This is a genomic window from Streptomyces sennicomposti (genome assembly GCF_019890635.1).
GTDB classification, from domain to species: Bacteria; Actinomycetota; Actinomycetes; order Streptomycetales; family Streptomycetaceae; genus Streptomyces; species Streptomyces sennicomposti.
The window spans coordinates 231641-254228 of the sequence record NZ_JAIOAB010000002.1; the positions used below are offsets into that span (position 1 = coordinate 231641).

Here is a 22588-nt window from a genome sequence, read left to right on the forward strand (position 1 = left end):
GAGTAGACCAGCCCATGACAGACCAGTCGATCATCGAATGCCTGGCCTCCCAGCCCCACGACCGGCCATTGATCGTCCTGGACGACGCACTGCACCCCGCCGTCCTGTCGTTGGGTGAGCTGCGTGCACGCGCCGAGGTCATCGCAGGCGCACTGCACCGCACCTACGGCGTCGGGCCCGGGCACCGCGTATGCGTCCTCGGCCGCACGTCGCTGGACTTGATCGCCACACTGTTCGGGATCTGGCGAGCCGGCGCGGCCGTCACCGTCCTGCCGTCCCCGCGCGGTGGTGACGCCGACGAGCTGCAGGAACTGGCCCAGCGCAGGGTGACGGCGGCACAGGGCTCGGTGATCGTGACCGACCCGCACACGGCGGACACTCTCCAGGGCAAGACCACGGTCGCGGTGACCGACTTCGCGGCACTGGCCCGCAGCACACCCGGCAAGCCGCTCCCGCTGCCCGGCGCCGACGACACGGCACTGCTGCAGTTCACCTCCGGCACGACCGCCCACCCGCGGGCGGTGGCCGTCACCCAGGGCCAGATAGTCGCCAACTCCCGCGAGTGCTTCGCCGCCGGGGGAATGACGCCAGGTGACGTCTTCGTCTCCTGGCTGCCCCTCTTCCACGACATGGGCATCATCTTCCTGACCGGCGCCATAGCCCACGGATACACCGCCTGCACGATGGCCACCCAGACGTTCAGCGCCCGGCCGGGAGCCTGGCTCGAAGCGATCGCGACCTACCGGGCAGCGGCCACCGTCGCACCGAACTTCGCCTACGGGCTGGCCAACCGCTATCTCACCCTGCGCCGAGGCGGCTACGACCTGTCCTCACTGCGCCATGCGGTCAACGGTGCCGAACCCATCGACGCCGACGCGCTGCGGCGCTTCACCACGACCGCCTCCGAGTACGGGATGCCGCACACGGCGATGGCCCCCTCCTACGGACTCGCCGAGGCCACCTTGGCGGTCACCCTGGGCCGCCACGACGAGACCTATCGCAGCGTCACCGTCGACCGGGCCGCTCTCGAAAACGGAGAAGCGCTGCAAGTGCCGGAAAGCTCCTCCGGCCGGACGTTCGTGGACTGCGGAACGCCGATCAGCCGCACGAGCGTGACCATCACCGACGATGCGGGCCTGCCGCTCGCTGACGGCCGCATCGGCTCCATCCGCGTGCAGGGGCCCGGCACGGTCGACCAGTACTGGACCGCCGACGGCAGTCCTCACCCGACCCCTCTGCTGGACGCATCCGGACGGCTCGTCACGGGAGACCTCGGCTTCTGCCTCGACGGCCGCCTCTACGTCTGCGGGCGCCAGAAAGACATGATCATCGTGGCGGGGCGCAATCTCTACCCCGAGGACTTCGAGTTCGTCACGGAGAAGATCAACGGGATCCGGCTGGGCAACGTCATGGCGTTCTCACTCCCGTCCAGCGAGAACATGATCGTCGTGGCCGAGACCAGCCTCGTGGGAACGCCGGCCGCCGAACTCGCCCACACCGTACGCGAGACCCTCTCCCAGGAGCTCTCCTACACACCCCACGACGTCGTACTGGTGTCACCGAAGACACTGCCCAAGACAACCTCCGGCAAGCGGCAGCGCGGCCAGTGCCGAAACCAGTACGAGACCAACCAACTCGTGGTGCGCGCCAGCACCCTTGTGGCGGAGCAGCACTGACATGAACCCCATCGGCACCCGGTCTGCATCTTTCCGACGACCCTCCAGCGCCGCCGACGACGAATGGTTCCTCGGCAGTGATGCTCCCGCATCGCTGCCGACCCTCGTCTTCTTCCCCCACGCGGGAGCCGGCGCGGCCGCCTACTGGCGACTCGCGCAGTCGCAGCGTGACATCGCCCGAATCCTCATCGTGCGGCTGCCCGGCCGGGAGAGCCGCGCCGACGAGCAACTCTTCACCGACATCCGCCCCCTCATCCGGGCCCTCGCCCCTGTGCTGCGCCCGCGTCTGGGCGACGACTACGTCTTCTACGGGCACAGCATGGGAGCGTTGATCGCTTTCGAGACGGCCAGGCTGTTCTCGCTGGCCTACGCGATGCCCCCACGCCATCTCGTCGTCTCGGCGATGGAAGCCCCCCAGGACGTCCCCACCACACACGCCCGTCACCTGCTCAGCGACGCGGAGCTGTGGCAGCTGGTCGCCGACATGGGAGGCGTCCCGCCCGAGATCGCCGCCGACACCTCGATGCGACAGATGCTCCTGCCCACCATCAGAGCCGACTTCGAGGTGACCGACACCTACACCTTCCGCGCTATGCCGCTGCTCACCTGCCCCATCAGCACGTACGCGGGAGAGGACGACCCCGAACTGCCCGCCTGCGCCATGGAGGCCTGGCAAGCCAACACCACCGCCGCGTTCGAGCACACCGTCCTGCCCGGCGGCCACTTCTTCAACCTGGACGGCCAGTCGGGATTCACCCAAGCACTCAGGACTCGCCTCACCGGGTGAAGCGCAACAGACCAGGGAAGCGGGGAGCGCCAGCATCAGCATCTTTCGCCGGCAAGGACAGCCAAGCACGGCCGCCCGCCCGGCCCGGTTGAGTTCGCGTGCGTCTGCCCTGCGGCCGCCGCCCAGGCGTCACACGCGTTCCGCCGAGACCTGCCGGTCCCGGCGGCGCCGGACACACCCACCGCTTCCACGGACCGCACATGCACAGCGGCGGCCGCTTCCGCCTGAACGCCCACCGGCAATCCGTCGCCCGGCGCACAGCCGAGGCAGTGGCCGCGAGCCGGCCGGCTCCCGCAGACCTCACCCCGGGAGGACATGCATGAGCACGATCGAGGCCGTTGTACGGCCTCTCCTTCTGCCCAGCACCGCGACGCACGAGGACCGGTTGCTGCTCAGTGCCGCCGAACACAACCGCGCGGCGCGATACCGCCGTGCGGCCGACCGCACGGCGTTCATCGCCGGGCGCGCCGCGCTGCGCCGCGTCCTTGCCCACCAGTTGGACACACAGCCCTGGCGCATCAAGTTCGGCCGCGACCCGTGCCCGGCCTGCGGGAGCCCGGAGCACGGACCGCCGAGCATCGTCAGCCCCCACACGCGACTGGCCTTCAGCTTCTCCCGATCGGGTAACAGGGTTCTCGTCGCCGTGTCGCAGACAGGGCCGGTGGGCGTCGACGTGGAGATCGTCCGCCCGGTCGACGTCGACGCGATGGCCAGGCAGCGCCTGAGCCCCAAAGAACGCACCTATATGGCCCGGCTGCCCCCCGAGCGGCGGCAGGAGGCCCTGTGGCGGATCTGGGTCCGCAAAGAGGCCGTCACCAAGGCGAGCGGTATCGGCGCATTCGTGGACCTCACCCGCGTGCACGTCGACCCGCAGGCATTCGGCCGGGTCACGGTCAGCCACCGATGGGGGCGCAGGCCCGGGATGTGGGAGGTCCGCGATGTCGACGTGGGTCCCGGAGTGACCGCGGCACTGGCCCTGCCCGATTTCTCCAGAGCCCGCTTCGGATGTAGCGCTTCGCAGACAGACCGACGCACCACCACCGCGAAAGGCAACGAACCGCCCTCATGAAGTCCCTTGCACTCTCCGGCAGCCTGCGCAACGCATCCCTCAATTCGGCGGTGGTGCGCACTACGACGCGGCTGTCTCCACCCGGGGTGACGATGGAGATCTATGAGGGGATCGGCACGCTCCCGTTCTTCCATCAGGACGTGGAGAGCGAGCAACCGCCCGCCGAAGTCCCCGACTTCCGCAGCTGGCATGAGGCCGCCGACGCTGTTCTCGTCTCCAGTCCCGAGTACGCGCACGGGACGTCCGGCGTCCTGAAGCACGCGCTCGAGTGGGTGGTCGGCGGAGGCGGACTCGTCGGCGAGCCGGTCGCCGTGGTCACCGCGTCTCCTTCCATGACCGGCGGGGAACGGGCCCAGGCCTGGGTCAGGAAGACGCTCGAGGTCATGGGCGCCCCGGTCCTGCCGGAGCGCCTCCCCGTCGCCTGCGCCGGCGCCAAGCTCTCCGACGGCCGTGTCACCGACGAGTCACCCCTGGCAGACCTCAGGAACGTCCTCGGAGCGATGGCCCGCGCGGCGAAGGAACTCAACGAAGCCTGACCGCCCGTTACGCACCGTCCGCACACAGCCCCAGGAGGAACCATGCCCCGTCGCCTGTTCACCTCGGAGTCCGTGACCGAGGGACACCCCGACAAGATCGCCGACCAGGTCAGCGACACCATCCTCGACGCGCTGCTGAGTGAGGACCCCGCCTCCCGCGTCGCCGTCGAGACGCTGATCACCACCGGCCTGGTGCACGTGGCCGGCGAGGTCACCACCAAGGCGTTCGCGCCGATCGAGCAACTCGTACGCCACAAGATCCTCCAGATCGGCTACGACGGGTCGCAGAAAGGCTTCGACGGCGCCTCGTGCGCCGTCACCGTCTCCATCGGCTCGCAGTCCCCGGACATCGCGCAAGGCGTTGCCACGGCCTACGAAAAGCGGGTCGCAGGCACGATGCCTTCTGGCGACAGGGACCAGCTCGGCGCGCAGGGCGCCGGCGACCAGGGCCTCATGTTCGGCTACGCGTGCGACGAGACGCCGGAGATGATGCCGGTGCCCATCACCATGGCGCACCGCCTGGCGCGCCGTCTGGCGCAGGTGCGCAGGAACGGAGCGATGCCTTACCTGCGTCCGGACGGCAAGACGCAGGTCACTGTCGAATACGACGGACACAGGGCGGTGCGCCTGGACACGGTAGTGATCTCGTCCCAGCACGCCGCGGACATCGACCTGGACTCCCTCCTCGCCCCCGCCGTCCGGGAGTTCGTCGTCGAGCCCGAGCTGAAGGCACTCGAGGAAGACGGCATCAAGGTGCAGACCGAGGGCTACCGTCTGCTGGTCAACCCCACCGGGCGATTCGAGATCGGCGGCCCGATGGGCGACGCCGGTCTGACCGGCCGCAAGATCATCAGCGACACGTACGGCGGCTTCGCCCGCCACGGCGGGGGCGCCTTCTCGGGCAAGGACCCCTCCAAGGTGGACCGGTCGGCCGCGTATGCGATGCGCTGGGTCGCCAAGAACGTGGTCGCCGCGGGATTCGCCACACGCTGCGAGGTCCAGGTCGCGTACGCGATCGGCAAGGCCGAGCCCGTCGGTCTCTTCGTGGAGACCTTCGGCACCAACACCGTCGACAGCGAGACGATCGAGCAGGCGATCTGCGATGTCTTCGACCTCCGCCCGGCCGCGATCATCCGCGACCTGGACCTGCTGCGCCCGATCTACGCCCAGACGGCCGCCTACGGGCATTTCGGCCGTGAGCTGCCCGACTTCACGTGGGAGAGGGCCGACCGCGTCGACGCGCTGTGGAGGGCCGCGAACATATGAACGTCTCCCTCCGCCCGGTCGTGTCCGACAACGCTTTCGGTCTGCTGTCCCCTCTCCGCCCCCGGACAGCGGCCTGCGGCGACGACGCCGGACCGTCCGTGTCCGGCTTCATCCGGGAGCGCGCCGGCCGCGTTGCCCCTTGAAGACGTGGGCCGTACCTGGATGCCGTTCTCTGCGGTGTGCAGAGGATCAGCATGCAGATCCGGTCCTCGTCGGCCTGGGGTGAAACCGGTCTGCGGGACAGCTGGTCACTCCCGGTCAGTGCCAGAAGCTGCAGGCGGGGAGCCGGCCGTCCGTTTCGTGCGATGGGGGTTGCCGCCGACGGGCAGGCCCCGGTCGGATGGCCTTGGCGTCATCGGGCCGGCCGTCCGCGCGACTGGGACGTGCAGGCCGTGGTCCACCTCAGTTCGTCCGTGCGGGGGTCGTACGCCCAGTCCGCGATCGCCCGGTGCTCGGCAAGCGCTCCTACCGCACCGAGCACGGCGGCCGGCCCGAGGCCGCAGCCGCAGGCCAGTTGGGCGCGGTCTGCCTGGCCGTTCGCCGTTTCGGGCGGGGTGTGCGCGAGCAGCGCCAGAGCGGTGAGCCGCAGGTCCGCACCGAGCGCCCGGATGGCGGGGGCCCGCAGTGTGCGCATGGCCCAGTCGGCGGCCCTGGCCCTGTGGCGCCGGCCGGGCGCGCCGGACAGCGGGTCGGTCAGCCGCACGGTCGTGGCCGTGAGCGGGCGGAGCCATCCTGAGGCCGCGAGTTCCTCGCGCACACGGTCGGGACGGTGAAGGCCCAGACCACGCGTCAGCCCCAAGGGGAGGAGCACGGTCCCGGAGTACGAGGACCGGAGCACGCACTGCAGAGCCAGGATCCGCTCCTGCGCACTCAGATGCGCGGGAAGTGAACTGGCGAGGTAACTGAGCATGTCACGCACCAGCAGGCGTTCCTGCCCGCCGTGGCGCTGCCGGGGCCCGCGGCGCCGGACGGCGGGGGAGTGGGCCGTGCCGAGGGTGGTCTCGGGAACGGGGCAGGCGTCGGGTGTGGCCCGGGCGCAGGCGGTGCAGGCATCGGTGAGCCGCCACAGGCGTCCCCCGGGGCCGCGGATGAGGAGGAGCAGGAGCGGGCCGTCGCACCCGCGGTGGCGCGGATGCCATCGGCAGCCGCGCTCGTGGCACTGGCAGGTCCTCAGATGCCCGGGCAGCGGCGAATGCCTGGCATGACGGGCGAGATGCTCCAGTGCCGCCGAACGGGCAGCGCGCCCCTGGAGCGGCTGGGGCGCGAGCGCGCACTGGAGGCAGACAAGGAGCGGGCCCTGGGGCCGCGGCCGCAGTTCGACGGTCCAGGTGCGCGAGATCCGCGGGCGCGCGGTGCACAGCCTCATGGGCCGCGGGCTCCTTTCTGTCTGCATCCATGCCGCCGCCGGCACGGGCGGCCGGCGGCGTGCCGCGATGCCGCACACCGTAGTGCAGACCTCTGCCCTCCCTCTCCCGGGAGCACTGAGGCCGATAGGGCAGAGGTCTGCACTGACAGGGCAGGTGTCTGCACCGTCGGATGGGCGGGTGACGATCTTGCCGCCCGAACCCAACCTCGACGCGCTGCGCCAGCACCTCGCGCGCCTGAGGGGCGAGCGCGGCTGGAGCTACGACGAACTCGCCGAAAGAACCGGCGTGTCCCGGCGCACCCTTATCGAAATCGAGCAGCGCCGTACGGTCGGCAGTCTCGCCACCTGGCACGCTCTCGGCCACGCCTTCGCCGTCCCCCTGGGAGGCCTCTTCGCCGCACTCTGCGAAGGGCACACGCCGCCGGGCCCAGGCGCCGAATAGGCCAGCACGGCGCGCGAGTGGGCGGACCACCCGAACGAGTCGCCGTATGGGAACTCCAGGGCGAGGCCTCGTTCACGCGTACGCACCGATTCCGCTGAAAGAGGGCCTTCTGCGCCCGGCTGCCGCCCCCACGGCGCGGCAAATGGAATCTTCCCGCCCATGCGCCCCACCCACACCCCGAACAGCACTCGCACCCTCCGACACCGGCCCCGCACCGTCCAGATCACCCCCCACAGCCCCAGCCGGCTCCTGCGCCTTCACCAGAGCGGCCAGTGCGACTCCTGCGGCAACCGCATCGACTGGTACACCACCCCCACCCAGCGCCCCGTCTCTCTCCACCCCGTGGACCTGCCCGCCCGCATCGTCCCCCGTGACCACCGCTGGCATCTCGCCTCAGGAATCGCCCATCCGTCAGACGACGGCTCCCCCTGGTGCCGCACCACCCACCGGACCCTGTGCCCCGCACACCCCGCCGCCCCGCCCCTGCCTCCCGAACTCACCCAGCTCCGCCGCCGACTCGCCCTGACAACCCGCCGCCTCCTGGACACCGGAGCCTTCACCCCCTCCCCGAAGCCCGCAGACCAACCGCCAAGTCCGTGCCGGCCGGCACGCCCCCTCGTCCAGTTCCTCTACAACCGCTACCTCGCGGCCCGGCCCGTCGAGGACATCCAATGCGTCGCCCAGACCCGGCGCCGCACCCGCTGCGCCCGCCCCGTCCTGGCACCCGGCACCACACCCGGCCGCTGGACCCTCGCCCCCGCCACCCCCGGACGCCACAGCCACCTGGCACTCTCCACCGCCATGGTCGCCGTCTACGACCTCGGCCATCTCACCTACACGGAACAGACCCGGTGGCGCACCCAACGCTGTCCCGCCCACGCCGCCACTCCCACCGCCGCGGACCTGGCCCTCGCCGACTGGGAACCCTTCGACCCCCTCCACCACCGCCCCTACCTCGTCACCCGCCTGCCCTAAAGCACCCGGCCCCCGGCCGTGACAGCCCCCGCGCCACCAACGCGCGGCACCCACCCGACCACCCCAGGCCCGCGGCACGCTAACCCACGCCTCCTTCCCACGGAGCAGACCGCCTTGTCCACCCCCACCGACGAACAAGAACGAGCAGCCGACCGCTTCCACGCCGGAGACCACCTGGCCCTCCAGGCAGGCGCCGGCACCGGCAAGACCTCCACCCTCGCACTGCTCGCCCGCAGCACCCCGCGCCGCGGCCGCTACCTCGCCTACAACCGCGCCATCGCCCAGGACGCAGCCGCCCGCTTCCCGCCCAGCGTCATCTGCAAGACCGCCCACGCCCTCGCCTACGCCGCCCTCGGCCACCGCTACGCACGCCGCCTCGGCGCACCCCGCCGCCCTGCCTGGCAGACCGGACACCACCTCGGCATCACCGAACCCGCCAAGATCGCCGGCCACACCCTTGCCCCCACGGCCCTGTCCAACACCGTCCTGCGCACGGTGACCCGCTTCTGCCACTCCGCCGACACGGCTCTCACGCCCCACCACGTGCCGCCCCTGCGCGGCCTCGACCACCCCGAAGGCCACGACGAACTCGCCGACTTCGTCATCCCCTACGCCGCGAAAGCCTGGGCCGACCTCCAGAACCCGGACGACGGCGCCGTCCGCTTCGACCCGGACCACTTCCTCAAGATCTGGTCGCTGACCAATCCCAGAATCGACGCCGACTTCCTCCTCCTGGACGAGGCCCAGGACACCAACCCCGTCGTCGAGCACATCTTCAACAGCCAGCGCGACCACGCCCAGCTCGTCATGGTCGGCGACTCCGCCCAGGCCATCTACCACTGGCGCGGGGCCAAAGACGTCATCTCCGGCTTCGACGGCACCCACCTCACCCTCTCCCGCTCCTTTCGCTTCGGCCCCGCCCTCGCCACGGAAGCCAACCGCTGGCTCACCATCGCCAACTCCCCCCTGCGCCTGACGGGCAGCACCGCACGACCCACCGATGTCGGCCCCCTCACCAGCCCGGACGCCATCTTGTGCCGCACCAACGTCGGCACCATGCATCACGTCATGACCCTCCTCGCCGCGGGCATCCGCGTCGCGCTCGTCGGAGGAGGCGGCAGCCTGCGCTCCCTCGCCCTTGCCGCCCGGCAGCTCAAAGAAGGCCGCCGCACCAACCACCCCGAACTCGTTCTCTTCCCCACCTGGGGAACAGTTCAGGACTACGCCGCATACGACCCCTGCGGGCGTGACCTCCAGCCCCTGGTCGACCTCATCGACACCCACGGAACCCAGGCCGTCCTCACGGCTCTCAGCCGTCTCAGTCACGAACAGCACGCTCAGGTCACCATCTCCACCGCCCACAAGGCCAAAGGGCGCGAATGGAACCGCGTACAGATCGCCGGCGACTTCACCCCGCCGAAAGACACCGATCAGCAAGACGCCAACGGCCGCCCCGTCCCCGGACCGATCGACCCCGGCGAGGCGCGCCTGGCCTACGTAGCCGTCACCCGCGCCCGCGACCGCCTCGACCTCGGCGGTCTCACCTGGATCCACGACCACCCCGAGGGAAACCCCTGACGGTCATGCCGCTCCCAGTGCAACCTCCGCGGGGCCGCGGCCGCCAGCCCGGCTGGAACGGCACGGAGGCCCGGCAGGTGTGCTGCCCGGGGACACAGGGCGAGCTGCATGCGGCGGTGACCGCCTGACCTGGGCCCGTGGATGAACGGCGCGACCGCGCTCCATGCGGCGAGCTGGCTGCGGCTTTCGCGCTCCCCGTTGCGCGGGGGCCGCAGGGCTGTCCGGGCGCCGGTCGCGTGTTGAGCACGTGGCACCCGGAGGCTGGCTGTGTCTGCTGCAGGTCGGCCCGGGCCGGCAGGGGCCGGGCGGTGGACGCGACGGGGGGTCTTGGGGGCGGCAACCGCCACCGCGGTTGCCGCCCCCAAGACCCCCCGGGGGGGTGTGGGGTGTTCAGCCGATGATGGTCTGGAAGAAGAGCACGCCCGCGCCGAAGCCGGCGCCGGCGGCGAGCGCCGCGGCGGGCAGGGAGTGCTCGGACAGGTAGGTGAGGGCGCCTGCCGCGATGCCGGTGAGGACGCCGAGCAGCAGCACCATCGCGCTGCGCAGGCCGAGCAGGGGCTGGTTGGTGTTGGTGGGCTGGCTCACTGTGAACTCCGTTTCTCTGCTGGTGGTTTCACCCGCTCCCGGGTGACTGGTGTGGATGCTTTAGGGGGCGGGGGAGCCGTGCCCCTCGCCCGACCGCCTGTGACGTGAGTCACGCGATTTTCTTCCGGGTGGGGCGAGGGGAGAGCGGCGGGTGAGGCCTATGACATCCCTGTCAGGCTGGAAAGGGGCCCGCATGGGCGGCAGGGACGCAAGGGAGCGAGTGTGCCGGATGAGACGTGCCAGGGGCGTGCTCCCCAAGCACTGCTGCAGGAGGACGCGGAGCTTAAGGAGCTCAGCTCCCGGGAGCTGCTGAGCCTGGAGCACACCCTCGCCGGCCCCGCCCCGGAGAACAGCACCCCCCGTGCGGCACGGCTGCAGGCCGACGCCCGCATCGTCGACATCCTGCGCGCCGACGACTTCCAGGGGCCCCGCTACCAGAAGGTCACCACCCGCCTGATGGACTACGGCTGGCGCACCGTCAGCAAGTGGACCGCGAGCGGCGAGATCTTCGACCACGCCCGGCGGGCCGGCCGACCCGTGCCTGCTCACATGACCACGCCCGACTGGAACGCGGACGACCGCGCCGAAGTCGCCACCGACACCGTCATCGCCGGCCTGGACCTCTTCCACGAGCACGGCCTTGTCCGCGGCAGGTGGAACCCCGCCGGCGGCGCCAGCCTGAGCACCTACTTCGTCGGCGCCTCCATCCGCTCCTTCCGCACCGTCTACACCCGGTGGTTCCGGGTCCGGCAGATCGGACAGCTGGAACTGGCCCTTCCCACGGCCGACGAGGAGAGCGCGGCGCGGGAGATCCCCGACCAGCGCGCCACCGACCCCTTCTACGCCGCAGCCACCCACGAAGAAATCAAGCGCATCCTCCCGTACATCACTGATACCAAGGTCCGCAAGGGACTGGCCCTGCGCGCCCAGGGCTACACCCAGCAGCAGGCCGCGGCGGAGGTAGGGCTGACGGAGAAGGCTCTGGAAGGCCGCATCGGCCGGCTCCGGGCCCGCATCCTCGCCGACCTCGCCGACACGCCCGGCCCTGGGGAAGGGGGAGCACGATGACCGTCCGGAAGGACGAACCCATGGATCACCTCGCCGTGACGACCGACGACTTCGACGCGCTGCTCGACGCATCCAGCCTCGGTGCACCGCACGTCCTGGCGCAGACCGAACCGATCCCCGCGGCGCCCCGGCGCCGGATGGCACAAGCGGTCGACCAGCAGCAGGCCCGCCCCGAAACCCGCCCCGTCGCGCAGGCAGCGCAGGAGCACGAGCAAGACCCGTCCGGAAGAATCCCCGGTGAAAGCCCGTCCCAGGCCCGGCCTCTTTCCCGGGCGGCCATGAGGCCTCGCCGTCCATCCCGCCCTCTCTTGTTCGACGATTGCGGCAGGCAACCGCTCGTCGCCGCCTTGCGGGAGTTGCGCGGATCACCGTCCAGCAGTTACGCGGTCCTGGCGCAGCGCATGACGCTGCCAGGCCCCGGCCGGTGGGAGGCCGGTGACCGGTGGACCCTCTGCGTCCGCGGCTTCCTGCTCCCCTCACTGCCGCCGTACTCCCTGCGCGACCCGCTGACGGCGTGGCCCACCTCCCGCACCGGCGGCGGACCGCACCAGGCAGCAGATCTCCTGGACAGACGGCAGCTCGCACACGCCTCGCGCGAGCCGTGCCCGGCAGGATGGCGGTTCCCCCGTGCAGGGCTGCTTCGGTGTGCATCCGCCGACACTGCGAGCGGGTGGGCACGCGGCGAGATGACATCCGCGCTGTCTTCGATGCCGCAGCACACGGGGCGATCCTGGCTCGACCTTCAGGCGTACCTTCAGCCTGTCCTCGTGCCGACGCATGACGTGATGCTTGATTCCGTCAGGAACCTGCTCGTCGGCGCAATTGAGCCACCGCACCCGCACGTAGCGCGCTTTGCGCCTTCGGCGTATCCGAGAACCGCAAGCGGCCTCCACGTGCCGGCCGGCATCGCGGCGCCGCGACCTTTGCGAGACCGCGATGCGCAGACGAAGCCTTCAACGGCTCCAGCCGCCACGCCGGCCGTGCTCGCGGGGAAACAACGCAGAGCACGGCAGTGGATCACCGTCGTCGACGGCGTACGCACCCTGCGTGCTGATGTGCCGATGCGGATCCATCCGGAGGACCACGAGGCATTCACGCAACCGGTGCGCACGCGCCTCACGTACCGCGTCTGTGACCCCTACGCCGTCGAAGCGCGGTTCGGAGCAGGCAGCGGCAACGAGACCGTGTGGACCTTCTCCAGAGACCTGCTCAGGGACGGACTGCAGAAAGAGGCCGGGCTGGGCGATGTGATCGTTTGGCGTGGGAATGAACCGCGGCAGCAGGCACGGGTCTTCATCCGGCTGGCATCGCCCGAGGGCAAAGCCCTGCTCTCTGCCGCCGAGCACGATGTACGCGCATTCGTCGAAGCGGCCGGCAGACTCGTCCGGTACGGGCTCGAACACTCCTACCTGCAGCCCATGATGGATTCCTTCGAGGCGACCCTAGGAGAGCTTGCCCGGCCCGGTGGGCGTGACTGACGGCTGTGAAGGTGGGCGCAGCCTGGCGGGCGGCTTCCGGGTTCGCACACGGCCGCTACTGGCCCAACCTGCGCGCGTCCCAGCCCCCACGCGGTCATCCCGGGAGACGACGGCGTCCACACCGTCGCCTTCGTCCTGGACGAAGAACAGCACCGACCGCTGGCCGAGTACTGCCGCATCATGCTGGAGCGGCTGCAGGAATACTACGAAGCGCGCGCCCGGGCCCGCTGATCCCTTGCCCAGCTGCATGCTCCTGCCGGGGCCGAGGGCAAGGCTGAATGTCAGTGCCGTCTGGCATGGTCTGGGTCATGTTCGAGGGACTTCATCGCATCGACTGGGCGTCGATGGAGCACGCGTACGGCACGGCCGAGGAGATACCTGCGCTGCTGTGGGCGCTGAGTTCCCCCCAGGCCGAGGAACGTCGTAAGGCCTTGGAGCGCTTCTACAGCGAGGTCCACCATCAGGGCGACGTGTACCCGTGCACGGCGGCCAGCCTGCCCTTCCTGTTCGAGCTGGCCGCCGACTGGGCCACGCCCGACCGGGCCGGCATTGTCGCCCTGCTGGTCAGCATCGGCCGTGAGTCCCTCGAGAGGGGTTTCGAGGACGACGGCACCGAGATCGAGTACTACCCCCCGTCGGGCTACGTGCAGGCCGTCGCCTTCCTGCGCGAGCACGGTGAGACGTTCGCCGAGTTCGCCTGCGACAGCGACTCCGACGTGCGTCTGGCCGCGATCGGCGGGCTCGGGCTCTTCCTCGACGACGCCGACCGGGCGGCCACCGTGCTGCGCGAGCGGCTGGCAGCCGAGCACGGCATCGAAGCGCGGCTGCGGACCGTTGAGGCGGCGGCCACCCTGGCACTGCGCCTGCCGGCCGCCTCGCACCAGGTGACGCACTGGCTCGCCGATCTGGCGGCCGACCCGGCACAGGACCCGGTTACCCGGCTGGCGGCCCTTGTCCAGCGGGCCCGCTGCGCCCCGGACGAGATCGGCGAGGACGTCGTCCCGGCCGCCGTCGTCCTGCTGCGCGAGACCGCCCGCGCCCTGCCCGTGCGGCCGATCGTGCCGGCCCCGAGCCGTCCGGCGACGCCCACGGACGCAGTGGTGCCCCAGATCGCCGCCCGCTTCGCCGAACTCGACCATCACACGCGCGTGTACGCACCGACCACGGTCCTGCTGCGCACGTTCCACGAAGCGCTGGGCCACCGGGTCCGGGAGCGGACCGAGGTGCTGGCCGAGCAGCTGTGCAGCCCCGATCCCGGCTCGCGCCTGGACGCGGTCCGGATGAGCGGGGAGCTGATGCAGACCTGGCGCGGGAACCACACCCGCCTCCTGCTGCTGGTCGCCGACCGGCTCACCACGGCCGACGAGGAGGTCGCCGTCGAGGCCGCGACCGTCCTGGAGACCTGCCACCCGATCGCCGTCCCGGCCCGGGAGGCACTCGCCGCGCACGTCGACGCCCAGCGCGCGGCTCACGGCCCTGATGTGTGGGCGGCACCTGAGATGCGGCTGCGCCGGAGCCATCAGCAGTCCGTGAGGGCCCTGGCGCGCCTGGGCGACATACGCGCGGTGCCGAGTCTGCTGGCCGCGCTGGACGGCGGTGTCGACGCCTGGCGCGCGGTCGAGGTCGCAGGTCACCTGCCGCAGGCAGCGGACGAGCTGGTGCCCCGGCTCGGCGGCCACCTGCGCCGGATGGACCTCTCCCAGCAGTGGACCGAGATGAGCGCCAACGCGGTCCTGGCCGCGCTGGCCGCGCTGGGCGACCCGGCCGCGGTTCCCGCGGTGGTGGACGCGCTCGGCGCCGCGGTGCGCCATGAGCAGCACGGCGTCACGCAAGCAGCCCTGAAAGCGCTGGCGGCGTTCGGCCCGGCGGCAGCCGAAGCGCTGGAGACGATCCGGTCGCTGACCACCGCCACCGACGCACACATACGGCCCGCCGCCGTCGCCGCCCTGTGGGCCGCCGACGAAGACCTGACCGAGGTCATGCCGCTCCTGCTCAACCTCCTCGACGACCCGATCACCTTCCGCATCAGTGACGCGGCTGCACTGCTCGGCGAGATAGGCCCGCCCGCCTCCGTCGCACTGCCGCGCCTGCGCAACCTCCTGGCCCACGACTACGAATGGGTCCGGGTGCCGTGCGCGGCCGCACTGTGGGAGATCGGCGGTCTAAGCGAGGCACCGGCCGTCCTGGATGCCCTGCTGCAGGCCATGGCCAAGAACCCCGCGACGGCCAACCACGTCGTGGCCTGCCTGGACCGCATGGGCCCCCTCGCGGCACCGGCCCTGCCCCTGCTCCGCGCACAACTGGCCCTGCCCCGACGCGGCGGCAGATTCCAGAGCATCGACCACGACGAAGAACTCCAGCGCATCAGCCGCACCCTCATCACCCGCCTCGAACCCCCAGCGTCCTCAGCCCCCGCTCCCCGGACAACCTGAGGCAGCGCCGTCCTTGCGCCGCCGGTATCGCCGGTGCGCGGGCCGGCGCTGTCGGTGCCGCTTCGTATGCTGCCGGGCATGGCCCGTTCCTGGACGCGGCTGCACGAGCACCTCGGTGCCCCGCCCGGCCCGCTCACCTTCGACATGGTCAAGCAGGCCGCCGACGCCAGCTTGAGCGAGTCCGACGACCTGGACTGGAAGGAACAACTGCCGCAGCCCCCAAGGGACGGCCGGTGGAACGAGCTGGCCAAGGACGTTGCCGCGATGGCCAACACCCGCGGAGGCCTGCTCATCTACGGCGTCACGGACAAGACCACCCAGCTGGTCGGCATCTACCCCGGCAAGGTGAACGCCCAGCAGTACGCGCAGTGGGTCCGCAACCACGTCCAGCCCTACCTGCCTGACCTCACCTTCACCACCCTCACCTCGCCCGACGGCGCCACCAGCGTGCTGGTCATCGACGTGCCGCCCAGCCACATGGCCCCCCACCACGTCTACGGCACCGCAGCCAAGGACAAGGACCAGCAAGCTGCCGTCGTCCCGTACCGCGACCGCGACCACACCGCGTGGAGGCCGAGCACCAGATCGAACGCGCCTACCGCGACCGCTTCACCCGCCTCCAGCACGCAGAGGAGGAAGTCCAGCGCCTCCTCGACCTCGCAAAGGAAACCGTCTTCGAGGAGAGCGATCCCTCGGCCTGGTTTGTTGCCGTCGCTCGCCCGGAACGCCCCCTGCCGCGCACCGCACCCCGACTCGAACGGGAAGCGGCCAGCGATGTCTGCAAGAGCGCCCACACTCGCTCCCAGCGACTGACAGCCAACCCCCTGGCCGTCGGACCCCTGGCCGGCCTGAAGTACGTGACGCACAACCCCCGTCCAGGGCTGCGTCGTTGGGTCCTGAGCACTCTCACCCGGAACCTCGGCCGTCAGATCCACACCGAACTGCACCACGACGGCACTGCGGTACTGGTGGCCAACCTGACCTGGATGACCGTGCGCGGCGACCTCGACGCCGATCCGGCGGCAATCGGCATTCCGGTCGACGAGGACGTCACCGGCGCCTGCTGCCGCGATGCCGTGGCCGTGGCGTACGAACTCGCCCACCGCCTGCACGTGGACAGCTCCGTGCACCTGACAGCGACGATAGCCATGCCCCACCCGACGCCCCTGGTCCCGGTCGTCACCGAGTACGGCGGCTACAGGAGCATCCCCGACCACGCCCGCAGGCCCCGCCGCATCCAGTCCGTGACCGCGACGATGACCCCCACCGACGATGATGACCGGCTGCGCGCGAGCGCCCAGGAGGTCTTCACCGACCTGATGAACCAGTTCGGCCTCACCCCGCGCCTGTAGCCCGGTGCCACACGTGGCCGTGACGCCCAGCGCGTCCCCGATGACCCTCGCCGTGACCAAGAGGTCATCATCCCCCTCGGGCACCAGCGGCCTGCTGCTCGGCTTCCTGTCGTCCGATGTGCGTCCGCTCACGCACGGCCCGCCTCCACGTCCCCGTCTCGTCGTCGGGGGCGGGAAGCCGGTAGGTCAGCTGATGGGGGAGGCCGATGGGCGGTAGCGGGGGAGCGCCCGGGCGATGCCTTCCAGGCCGGCGGCGAGGTGTTCAGTCAGGGACCTTCCGTTGCGGTGGGCTTCCTGGTCGAGTGATCGGGACACGGCGAGGGCTGCCTCGACGCCGGGGGCGAATCTCTCGGGGTGGACGTCTATCTGGTCGATCACGCTGGCCAAGGTCTTGATACCGACAGCGATTCCGCTGATGTCGTAGCGAGGCAGAGGGCCCGAAGGGACGAGCTGCGACGTGCGCCGGGCGCGCGGGGGTGCGGGACGTGCGCGACGGCTACCGGTGATGCGGTAGTAGGCGTCGATGTAAGGGCGCTGCTGGGCCGGGGGCACCTTGCAGGCGGTCAGGAACGTCACCAGCTGCCCGACGGTGGCAGGCAGGGACTTGCGGTTGACGACCCGCGAGGCCGTGGCCAGCGGTAGCCGTGCATGGCCGTCCCGGTTGAGGCTTCGCAGGGGCGGGGCGCCGGCCTGTTCGTAGGCGGCGGCGAGAGCGGCGCCGAGGTCGTCGGCGGTGTGAATGAGGGTCGGGTGTGGGGCCTTGATAAGGCGGAGCCGGTCGCGCTGGGCGGCGCGGCCGTGGTCGAGCAGGAGGCTGGCCCTGTCGAGGTCTTCATCACGGTCTCGGCAGGCGCGGACGTAGGCGGTGAGGACGGCCTGGGTGGGGGCGGCGGTACCGGACTCCGCGCGCTGGACGGCGCCGCGGGAGATGCTGGCAGCCTGGGCCAGGGCACGCTGGGTCAGCCCCGCGGCGCCCCGCAGGGCGGTCAGGTGCTCGGCGAGTTGAGCGTAGGGGCGCTTGCCGGTGTCGGCGGGGACACGGGTCATGCCGGGCCGCCTACTTGCCCGCGCCGCGTACGGCGCTTTCGGCGAGGACGGTGAGCAGGCGGCGGCCGCCGCCGGGCGCGGCCAGGGTAGCCGCGCCGATCGCGCCCAGGCCGCCCAGCAGCGTGAAGACGGTTCCCAGCGGGGTGCCGGCGAGGAACAGGCTGCTGCCCAGGATCAGTACGGACAGCAGCAGGATCAGTGCGTGCGTGGGACCCAACCGCTTCTCGGCAGGTGCCGGTCCCGGGTCGCCCGCCGGGGCGGGGTGGATGCACGAGCAGGGTGCGGCCGGGCCGGCCGCAGACGCGGCCGAGCGGGCGGCGAAGGTGTCGCTCATGGTGAGCAGGACTCCGTTCTGACGGGGGCCCTCGGCGAAACGCCGGGCCCCGGGTACTGGTCGCAAGACTGCGTCGCCCGTGGGCAGTTGGACCCTGCCGGTCGTCGGGCTGCGCGGCACCAGCCTTCCATGTACGGCCGTCACTCCGCCGCACCGAGGGTCCACTTTGCGCCTTATGGGAAGTTGTGGCCTCGCGGCTGTTCCCCACTCCGCGATCCGATTTGCAGGCCGGCCGAGGCGCCACTACCGGCGTGCCACCAGGCGAGCTGCCGGCGCCCCGTCGCTGGTGCGGCTCACCATCTGTTCCGGCGGACTTGCGGCCGAGGCCCCGTCTCCAGGACGGTGGTGGACAGCACGGCCCCGGCGGCGAGTTTGCCGGTGTCTTCCTGGCGGCACCTGGTCGCAAGCCCGAACCGTCCCGGAACCCTGGCAGGCGCGTTGGACCCGCGTCCGCCGACACATCGGTCCGGCACCCCACCCGGGGTGCCGGACCGACGCGCGCCCCCACGCCGACGCCCGTCACGGACGCCAGCCGGGAGACCGGAGCGGGGAATGGCCTGCGCCGCTCACGGCACGCCGTCCGCCCGTCGCCGCTCCGCAGCAGGGTCGCCCGTGCTTGCACCGGCCGCGGCGCCCCTCTCCGACCGCCAGCGCCCGCACCGCAGTCCGGCTTCCCCGACCTCCTGCCGCGTGCCCTGGCACCCACCCCAGGGCTCCCTGCCTTCACTCAGCCGGCCCTCCCTATCCGCCGCGCGGCCGCGCCGGGGAGGAACCGCCTCGGCGCTCCTCGTCGCGCTGGGCAGCGGCCGACCCCGCGCGGGGGGCTGTCACCTCTCGGGTGCGCCGCGACCGTGGGCGGACCGAGCGGCTCCGCAGCGACATCGGGAAACTGTGACCCACGTCACTCAGTGTTGGCGGAGGGTGTCGGGTCGCCCGGGGGCCGTCGATTGCCCTGAGCCGCTGACCAGCAACTCTGTAGATAACCCTCTAGAAAATGAGGACCTCGAATAGGCCCTCCGTGACCCGGGAACCCTGGAAAATTCCCAAGGATTGTTGGAGAGAGACCGCCCGCGAAGTCACCGAGTGAACTGCCCGACTGCGGGACTGCGGTAATGTGATCCTGCCCTGACGGATCACCGCCGATTGGCGGGGCGGATACCAGAAGGGAGGTATGACGCATGTCCGAGCCTGCTCCCAAGGGCAGGCCGGCGAGGACCAAGCTGCTTCGCCGCATCTTGCGGGCCATCGCCCGCTTGCGGCCCGTGGCCACTGTCCTGCGGGTCGTTTACTACGTGCTGCGCGTGGTGGACGAACTGACGGGCTGAGCTGCGGAGAAGTGGGGAGGGCCCACCCCGGGGCAACGGGACGGGCCCTCGGTCCACGTCGTGCCGTTGTGGGCCTCGACAGTTTCCAGGGTGCGAGGCCCACACCCATGTGTGGACTGCTAAGCGCTACGCTAGCACGTTCCCGAATCTAATTGGTAACCAACATTCACTCCCCGAGTCGTGAACCGGGGTGTTTGATTTGGTCGGTAATTGCAAATCGATCCGGCTGCACGATTGACTCGGCGGCCGGATTTGACATTGGTCGACGATTTACCGCGCGCGTGCCGTCGCTAATTGAGGCTGAGTGATTGCGTGCCAAACCGCATCCGCTTTGGGTGCCGCCGGTCGTCACCGCGGCCAGTGACGCCCGGCGTATCGCCTGCTCAGAAGCAGGTTGCCTGCAGCAGGCCACGCTGTGGCAGGGACGCCAAGTACGTCCACGAGCTGAGCGTCAACTGCCCATGCCTGGCTGACGGTGAGGCGTGGGCCGTCGCATGAAGCGTGCTCTTCCGGGGCCGCCGGTACCATATCTCGACGGACCCAGAAACGCTCACCGAGTCGTTTTCCGAGGCAGCAACGGCCACTGGTTCACAGAAATTTGTGCTGCCCAAAAATGCTCAACACCCCCTCTGACCTGCGGAGACGCGAGACAGCTGGTGCTATAGAGTGGAGCAACGGTCCGCCAGTCGTCCCCACGTTCACCGGTGCCGTGACAGCTGGAGGAAGGGTCGAGCTGGCGGCGATGGGGAGGCAGCCGCCGGGTCAACGCCGAACGGCCCCGTACGCCGCCGGAGCCCGATCACCCGGCGAGTCCGCCGACGGCGCTGATTCCCGTACAGCCCGAGGCGACACGGAGATGATCACGGTGAGCACATCGCGGTCCCCTTACCGACGCCGGCCGCCGCGTTGCGGACACTCCTGAGCGGAAGGAACCACCCGCTCGGATCGCTCCCACCGGTCTTGCGGTACCGCCGACAAGCACAGCAGTCACCCAGGCTGCGACGCCACCCCGTCATCCGGTTGTACCGACGCCCATTCACCCGGATCGTCATCTTCGCCGCCGCTCACCGCTCGCCCTGAGGACGACAGTTCGCGTACGGTCCGCATCCAGGTCTCGCCGAACCCGACGGGCCCCGTGGCGTCGCCGGGGAGGCTGAAGATGTCCGGGTCCTGCGCGAACTGTTCCATCAGCGCCTCGTACAGGTTGCCGAGGAACGGCTCGAGGCAGAGCGCCAGGAACTCGGCGACCTGCCGGGGGGAGGGACTGATGGCGATGACCTGGTCCAGGAGCGGGAACATGCCGAGGTCGTCGATCCGCTGCCGCAGCGCTGCCTGTGCCGGGGTGTCCGGCAGGAGCAGCCCGTGCAGCACGTACAGCGCGTAGAACATACGCAGGCCGACCAGCACCTCTCGTGCGCGCACCAGCTCCTCGTCACTCGCCCGCAGGACCTGAGCCACCATGTCCGCGTTCTGCTGGAGCAGTCCCCAGTCCACCGGGGGCCCCTCACCGCGCTCCGCCGCCCCCAGCATCCGCGCCCAGTCCTCCACCGTCAGCCCGAACATGCCGATCGCGGCGAATGCCTCCGCCAGCGCGTCCGACCCCACCTCCTGCGCACCCACGCCGATCGCGGCGATCAGGTGCACCACGCTCCCAAAGCCCGGGCCCTCCGCCTCGACCGGCACATCCTCGCCGGCCTCGAGCGCCGCGCGCACCAGGACAGGATCCGCCGCCCCGCGATACGGCCTCATGAGCCGGCCGGAGACCTCATACAGCGCATCAAGCCCCTCCTCACCCGTCCCGGCCACGCTGCGAGCGAACTCCACCACCCGCTGCGACACCGAGCGTTCCACCACCCACACCAGCGCCTCACGCACGCAGGCCACCGGCGGCTCCGGCACCCGAACCGCCCCGGGCAGCACCGGCATGCCGGCCTCGACGAACCACTCCAACACCGCCAGCCGCCGATCCCGCCCCTGCCGAAGATGCCGCGCCAGCGCCGCCGCGCTCTCCACCACCACCGGGTCGACCACGTCCACCACCGACCCCCGGCCACGTCCAAGCCCCCGGCGCCGGTGCCTGGGCAGCAGCCCCATCCGCCGCCAGCTCTCCAGCTGGCTCGCCGTCACCACCAGGCCCCGCGCCTCAAGTTCACGGATCACCCGTCGATCTGCCGGACTCACAACTCCTCGTGCCATGCCCGCCATTAGAACCCCGAGAGGCACTTTTCTCCGCGCAGCCCCGCCTCTGGCTCACTGGTCCCCAGCACCACCGGTAGCCCGTCAACACAAAGGAACCAGCCCAGCCATGCCCCCCAACCCAGCGACCTCGCGTCCGCCCCCGGACGGCCGCCGCCCTCACCACCGTTCTCCTGACCGGATCCACTGCGGCCGGTCTGCACCATCCCGACCACTTGGCACACCTTCTGGTCATCCCTGCGGCTGTGCTCGGCGCGGTCACCGTCCCTCTCGCCCTCGCCGCGGCCTTCGCCCCCACCGCCACCACTCGCACGGCCGCCCGCACCACCCTCGACCTACTGCTGCGCCTGGTGCCCTGGTACACCCCGAAGAGCTGAACAGCAAAGACGAGCGCTGCCCGCGAAGGCCAGCGTCCCTGTGACGGCGACCCACCGCTGCCTGGGCCCCGAGCCGGCCGCCCGCGAGAGACGTCCGTAGCCGAGACGGGGACCGCGGAGCCGGACCAACCACCGGCACCCCGCATACCGCACAGCCGGCCCGGCACCCCCCTTCAAAACTCGCCTCGCCTGCTCGCCCTTGTGGGAGAACGAAGAGCCGGCCCGGCGCCAGGATGCGATATACCAGGATCACCGTGTAAGGGGGTGCGGCCGGTGAGCTCGCTGCAAGTGGACGTTCTGGCATACGAGGCGCCGTGCGAACGGTGCTCCTTCTCCCTGTGGTGGGTGTTCGGGCTGCTGCCGTCTTACCGGCCACGCGCCGAGGAGTTCACCACCACGGACTTCCCCGAAGCCGTCGCCATGGCGCGCCGCATCCTGGCAGCGCCGAACGGCGACACGGCAGACATCGCAGCACAACTACATGACCGGCCCGCCCACCAGCGCGGCCGCAGCTTCAACCCGAACCGGTGTGCCGCCTGCGGCCACCACGCCGACTGGCACGTCCTCGACACGATCCTCACCCGCGTCTACCACCACCAGGGCTGGATCTATGCCGCCGCCGGCCGGGTCCCCGTCCCGCAGTGGCGCGCGATCAGAGGCGGCGGACAAGGAATCCACTGGCCGCACTGCTGACTCCGC

21 protein-coding genes are annotated in these 22588 nt (G+C 70.8%); 16 read left to right on the forward strand and 5 right to left on the reverse strand.

What is annotated here, in order from left to right:
* Positions 1-14: 14 nt before the first annotated feature.
* The 5 genes from K7787_RS02005 (at position 15) to metK (ending at position 5334) form a co-directional block, all read left to right on the forward strand.
* Positions 15-1676 carry an AMP-binding protein gene (locus K7787_RS02005; RefSeq protein ID WP_223000278.1) on the forward strand — a complete coding sequence of 554 codons (1662 nt, stop codon included), beginning with the start codon at positions 15-17 and terminating at the stop codon, positions 1674-1676.
* Between the two features lies 1 nt (position 1677).
* Positions 1678-2463 (forward strand): thioesterase II family protein, encoded by a 786-nt coding sequence (locus K7787_RS02010; protein ID WP_223000279.1) that lies wholly within the window; start codon positions 1678-1680, stop codon positions 2461-2463.
* 319 nt (positions 2464-2782) lie between these two features.
* Positions 2783-3532 carry a 4'-phosphopantetheinyl transferase family protein gene (locus K7787_RS02015; RefSeq protein ID WP_223000280.1) on the forward strand — a complete coding sequence of 250 codons (750 nt, stop codon included), beginning with the start codon at positions 2783-2785 and terminating at the stop codon, positions 3530-3532.
* Positions 3529-4068: an NADPH-dependent FMN reductase gene (locus K7787_RS02020; RefSeq protein WP_223000281.1), complete on the forward strand. Its 540-nt coding sequence runs from the start codon at positions 3529-3531 to the stop codon at positions 4066-4068. The genes K7787_RS02015 and K7787_RS02020 overlap by 4 nt, the downstream gene beginning before the upstream one ends.
* Before the next feature lie 42 nt (positions 4069-4110).
* Entirely contained in the window at positions 4111-5334 is a 1224-nt protein-coding gene (gene metK / locus K7787_RS02025) for a methionine adenosyltransferase (protein WP_223000282.1), read from the forward strand.
* 352 nt (positions 5335-5686) lie between these two features.
* Here the strand turns inward: metK and K7787_RS02030 are convergent, their stop codons facing one another.
* The gene (locus tag K7787_RS02030; protein ID WP_223000283.1) at positions 5687-6700 is read right to left on the reverse strand and encodes a hypothetical protein; all 1014 of its coding nucleotides are present in this window, start codon (positions 6698-6700) and stop codon (positions 5687-5689) included.
* A 178-nt stretch (positions 6701-6878) separates the two neighbouring features.
* Here K7787_RS02030 and K7787_RS02035 point away from each other — a divergent pair, with 178 nt between their 5' ends.
* The 3 genes from K7787_RS02035 (at position 6879) to K7787_RS02045 (ending at position 9695) form a co-directional block, all read left to right on the forward strand.
* Positions 6879-7142, forward strand: coding sequence for a helix-turn-helix transcriptional regulator (locus K7787_RS02035; RefSeq protein ID WP_223000284.1), 264 nt, complete (start codon positions 6879-6881; stop codon positions 7140-7142).
* Between the two features lie 159 nt (positions 7143-7301).
* Positions 7302-8117 carry a DUF6083 domain-containing protein gene (locus K7787_RS02040; RefSeq protein WP_223000285.1) on the forward strand — a complete coding sequence of 272 codons (816 nt, stop codon included), beginning with the start codon at positions 7302-7304 and terminating at the stop codon, positions 8115-8117.
* A gap of 114 nt (positions 8118-8231) precedes the next feature.
* The gene (locus tag K7787_RS02045) at positions 8232-9695 is read left to right on the forward strand and encodes a UvrD-helicase domain-containing protein (RefSeq protein WP_223000286.1); all 1464 of its coding nucleotides are present in this window, start codon (positions 8232-8234) and stop codon (positions 9693-9695) included.
* A gap of 390 nt (positions 9696-10085) precedes the next feature.
* On the opposite strand, the gene K7787_RS02050 is transcribed toward K7787_RS02045, so the two are convergent.
* Positions 10086-10280, reverse strand: coding sequence for a hypothetical protein (locus K7787_RS02050; RefSeq protein WP_223000321.1), 195 nt, complete (start codon positions 10278-10280; stop codon positions 10086-10088).
* 222 nt (positions 10281-10502) lie between these two features.
* Here K7787_RS02050 and K7787_RS02055 point away from each other — a divergent pair, with 222 nt between their 5' ends.
* From K7787_RS02055 to K7787_RS02075, 5 genes are all read left to right on the forward strand, one after another.
* Positions 10503-11348: a hypothetical protein gene (locus K7787_RS02055; protein ID WP_308036273.1), complete on the forward strand. Its 846-nt coding sequence runs from the start codon at positions 10503-10505 to the stop codon at positions 11346-11348.
* A 20-nt stretch (positions 11349-11368) separates the two neighbouring features.
* The gene (locus tag K7787_RS02060) at positions 11369-12826 is read left to right on the forward strand and encodes an SsgA family sporulation/cell division regulator (RefSeq protein ID WP_223000287.1); all 1458 of its coding nucleotides are present in this window, start codon (positions 11369-11371) and stop codon (positions 12824-12826) included.
* A 308-nt stretch (positions 12827-13134) separates the two neighbouring features.
* The gene (locus tag K7787_RS02065) at positions 13135-15258 is read left to right on the forward strand and encodes a HEAT repeat domain-containing protein (RefSeq protein WP_247720439.1); all 2124 of its coding nucleotides are present in this window, start codon (positions 13135-13137) and stop codon (positions 15256-15258) included.
* A gap of 78 nt (positions 15259-15336) precedes the next feature.
* Entirely contained in the window at positions 15337-16071 is a 735-nt protein-coding gene (locus tag K7787_RS02070; RefSeq protein ID WP_223000289.1) for an AlbA family DNA-binding domain-containing protein, read from the forward strand.
* A gap of 44 nt (positions 16072-16115) precedes the next feature.
* On the forward strand, positions 16116-16610 hold the full coding sequence (locus K7787_RS02075; protein ID WP_223000290.1) for a hypothetical protein: 495 nt from the start codon (positions 16116-16118) through the stop codon (positions 16608-16610).
* A 186-nt stretch (positions 16611-16796) separates the two neighbouring features.
* On the opposite strand, the gene K7787_RS02080 is transcribed toward K7787_RS02075, so the two are convergent.
* Positions 16797-17657: a helix-turn-helix domain-containing protein gene (locus tag K7787_RS02080; RefSeq protein WP_223000291.1), complete on the reverse strand. Its 861-nt coding sequence runs from the start codon at positions 17655-17657 to the stop codon at positions 16797-16799.
* 10 nt (positions 17658-17667) lie between these two features.
* Positions 17668-17991, reverse strand: a complete 324-nt coding sequence (locus tag K7787_RS02085; RefSeq protein ID WP_223000292.1) for a hypothetical protein — start codon at positions 17989-17991, stop codon at positions 17668-17670.
* 1178 nt (positions 17992-19169) lie between these two features.
* Between K7787_RS02085 and K7787_RS02090 the strand changes: the two genes are divergently transcribed.
* Positions 19170-19316 (forward strand): hypothetical protein, encoded by a 147-nt coding sequence (locus K7787_RS02090; RefSeq protein WP_223000293.1) that lies wholly within the window; start codon positions 19170-19172, stop codon positions 19314-19316.
* A 987-nt stretch (positions 19317-20303) separates the two neighbouring features.
* Here the strand turns inward: K7787_RS02090 and K7787_RS02095 are convergent.
* Positions 20304-21497 (reverse strand): hypothetical protein, encoded by a 1194-nt coding sequence (locus K7787_RS02095; RefSeq protein WP_223000294.1) that lies wholly within the window; start codon positions 21495-21497, stop codon positions 20304-20306.
* A 230-nt stretch (positions 21498-21727) separates the two neighbouring features.
* Between K7787_RS02095 and K7787_RS02100 the strand changes: the two genes are divergently transcribed.
* Both K7787_RS02100 and K7787_RS02105 read left to right on the forward strand, forming a co-directional pair.
* The gene (locus K7787_RS02100) at positions 21728-21889 is read left to right on the forward strand and encodes a hypothetical protein (RefSeq protein WP_223000295.1); all 162 of its coding nucleotides are present in this window, start codon (positions 21728-21730) and stop codon (positions 21887-21889) included.
* A gap of 273 nt (positions 21890-22162) precedes the next feature.
* Complete coding sequence (locus K7787_RS02105) at positions 22163-22582, forward strand: hypothetical protein (RefSeq protein ID WP_223000296.1); 420 nt, start codon at positions 22163-22165, stop codon at positions 22580-22582.
* Positions 22583-22588: the final 6 nt, after the last annotated feature.

Coding starts and splice junctions, on each gene's coding strand:
- K7787_RS02005 (WP_223000278.1), top strand. CDS start 15: ATGACAGACCAGTCGATCATCGAATGCCTGGCCTCCCAGCCCCACGAC.
- K7787_RS02010 (WP_223000279.1), top strand. CDS start 1,678: ATGAACCCCATCGGCACCCGGTCTGCATCTTTCCGACGACCCTCCAGC.
- K7787_RS02015 (WP_223000280.1), top strand. CDS start 2,783: ATGAGCACGATCGAGGCCGTTGTACGGCCTCTCCTTCTGCCCAGCACC.
- K7787_RS02020 (WP_223000281.1), top strand. CDS start 3,529: ATGAAGTCCCTTGCACTCTCCGGCAGCCTGCGCAACGCATCCCTCAAT.
- metK (WP_223000282.1), top strand. CDS start 4,111: ATGCCCCGTCGCCTGTTCACCTCGGAGTCCGTGACCGAGGGACACCCC.
- K7787_RS02030 (WP_223000283.1), bottom strand. CDS start 6,700: ATGAGGCTGTGCACCGCGCGCCCGCGGATCTCGCGCACCTGGACCGTC.
- K7787_RS02040 (WP_223000285.1), top strand. CDS start 7,302: ATGCGCCCCACCCACACCCCGAACAGCACTCGCACCCTCCGACACCGG.
- K7787_RS02060 (WP_223000287.1), top strand. CDS start 11,369: ATGGATCACCTCGCCGTGACGACCGACGACTTCGACGCGCTGCTCGAC.
- K7787_RS02065 (WP_247720439.1), top strand. CDS start 13,135: ATGTTCGAGGGACTTCATCGCATCGACTGGGCGTCGATGGAGCACGCG.
- K7787_RS02070 (WP_223000289.1), top strand. CDS start 15,337: ATGGCCCGTTCCTGGACGCGGCTGCACGAGCACCTCGGTGCCCCGCCC.
- K7787_RS02080 (WP_223000291.1), bottom strand. CDS start 17,657: ATGACCCGTGTCCCCGCCGACACCGGCAAGCGCCCCTACGCTCAACTC.
- K7787_RS02085 (WP_223000292.1), bottom strand. CDS start 17,991: ATGAGCGACACCTTCGCCGCCCGCTCGGCCGCGTCTGCGGCCGGCCCG.
- K7787_RS02090 (WP_223000293.1), top strand. CDS start 19,170: ATGTCCGAGCCTGCTCCCAAGGGCAGGCCGGCGAGGACCAAGCTGCTT.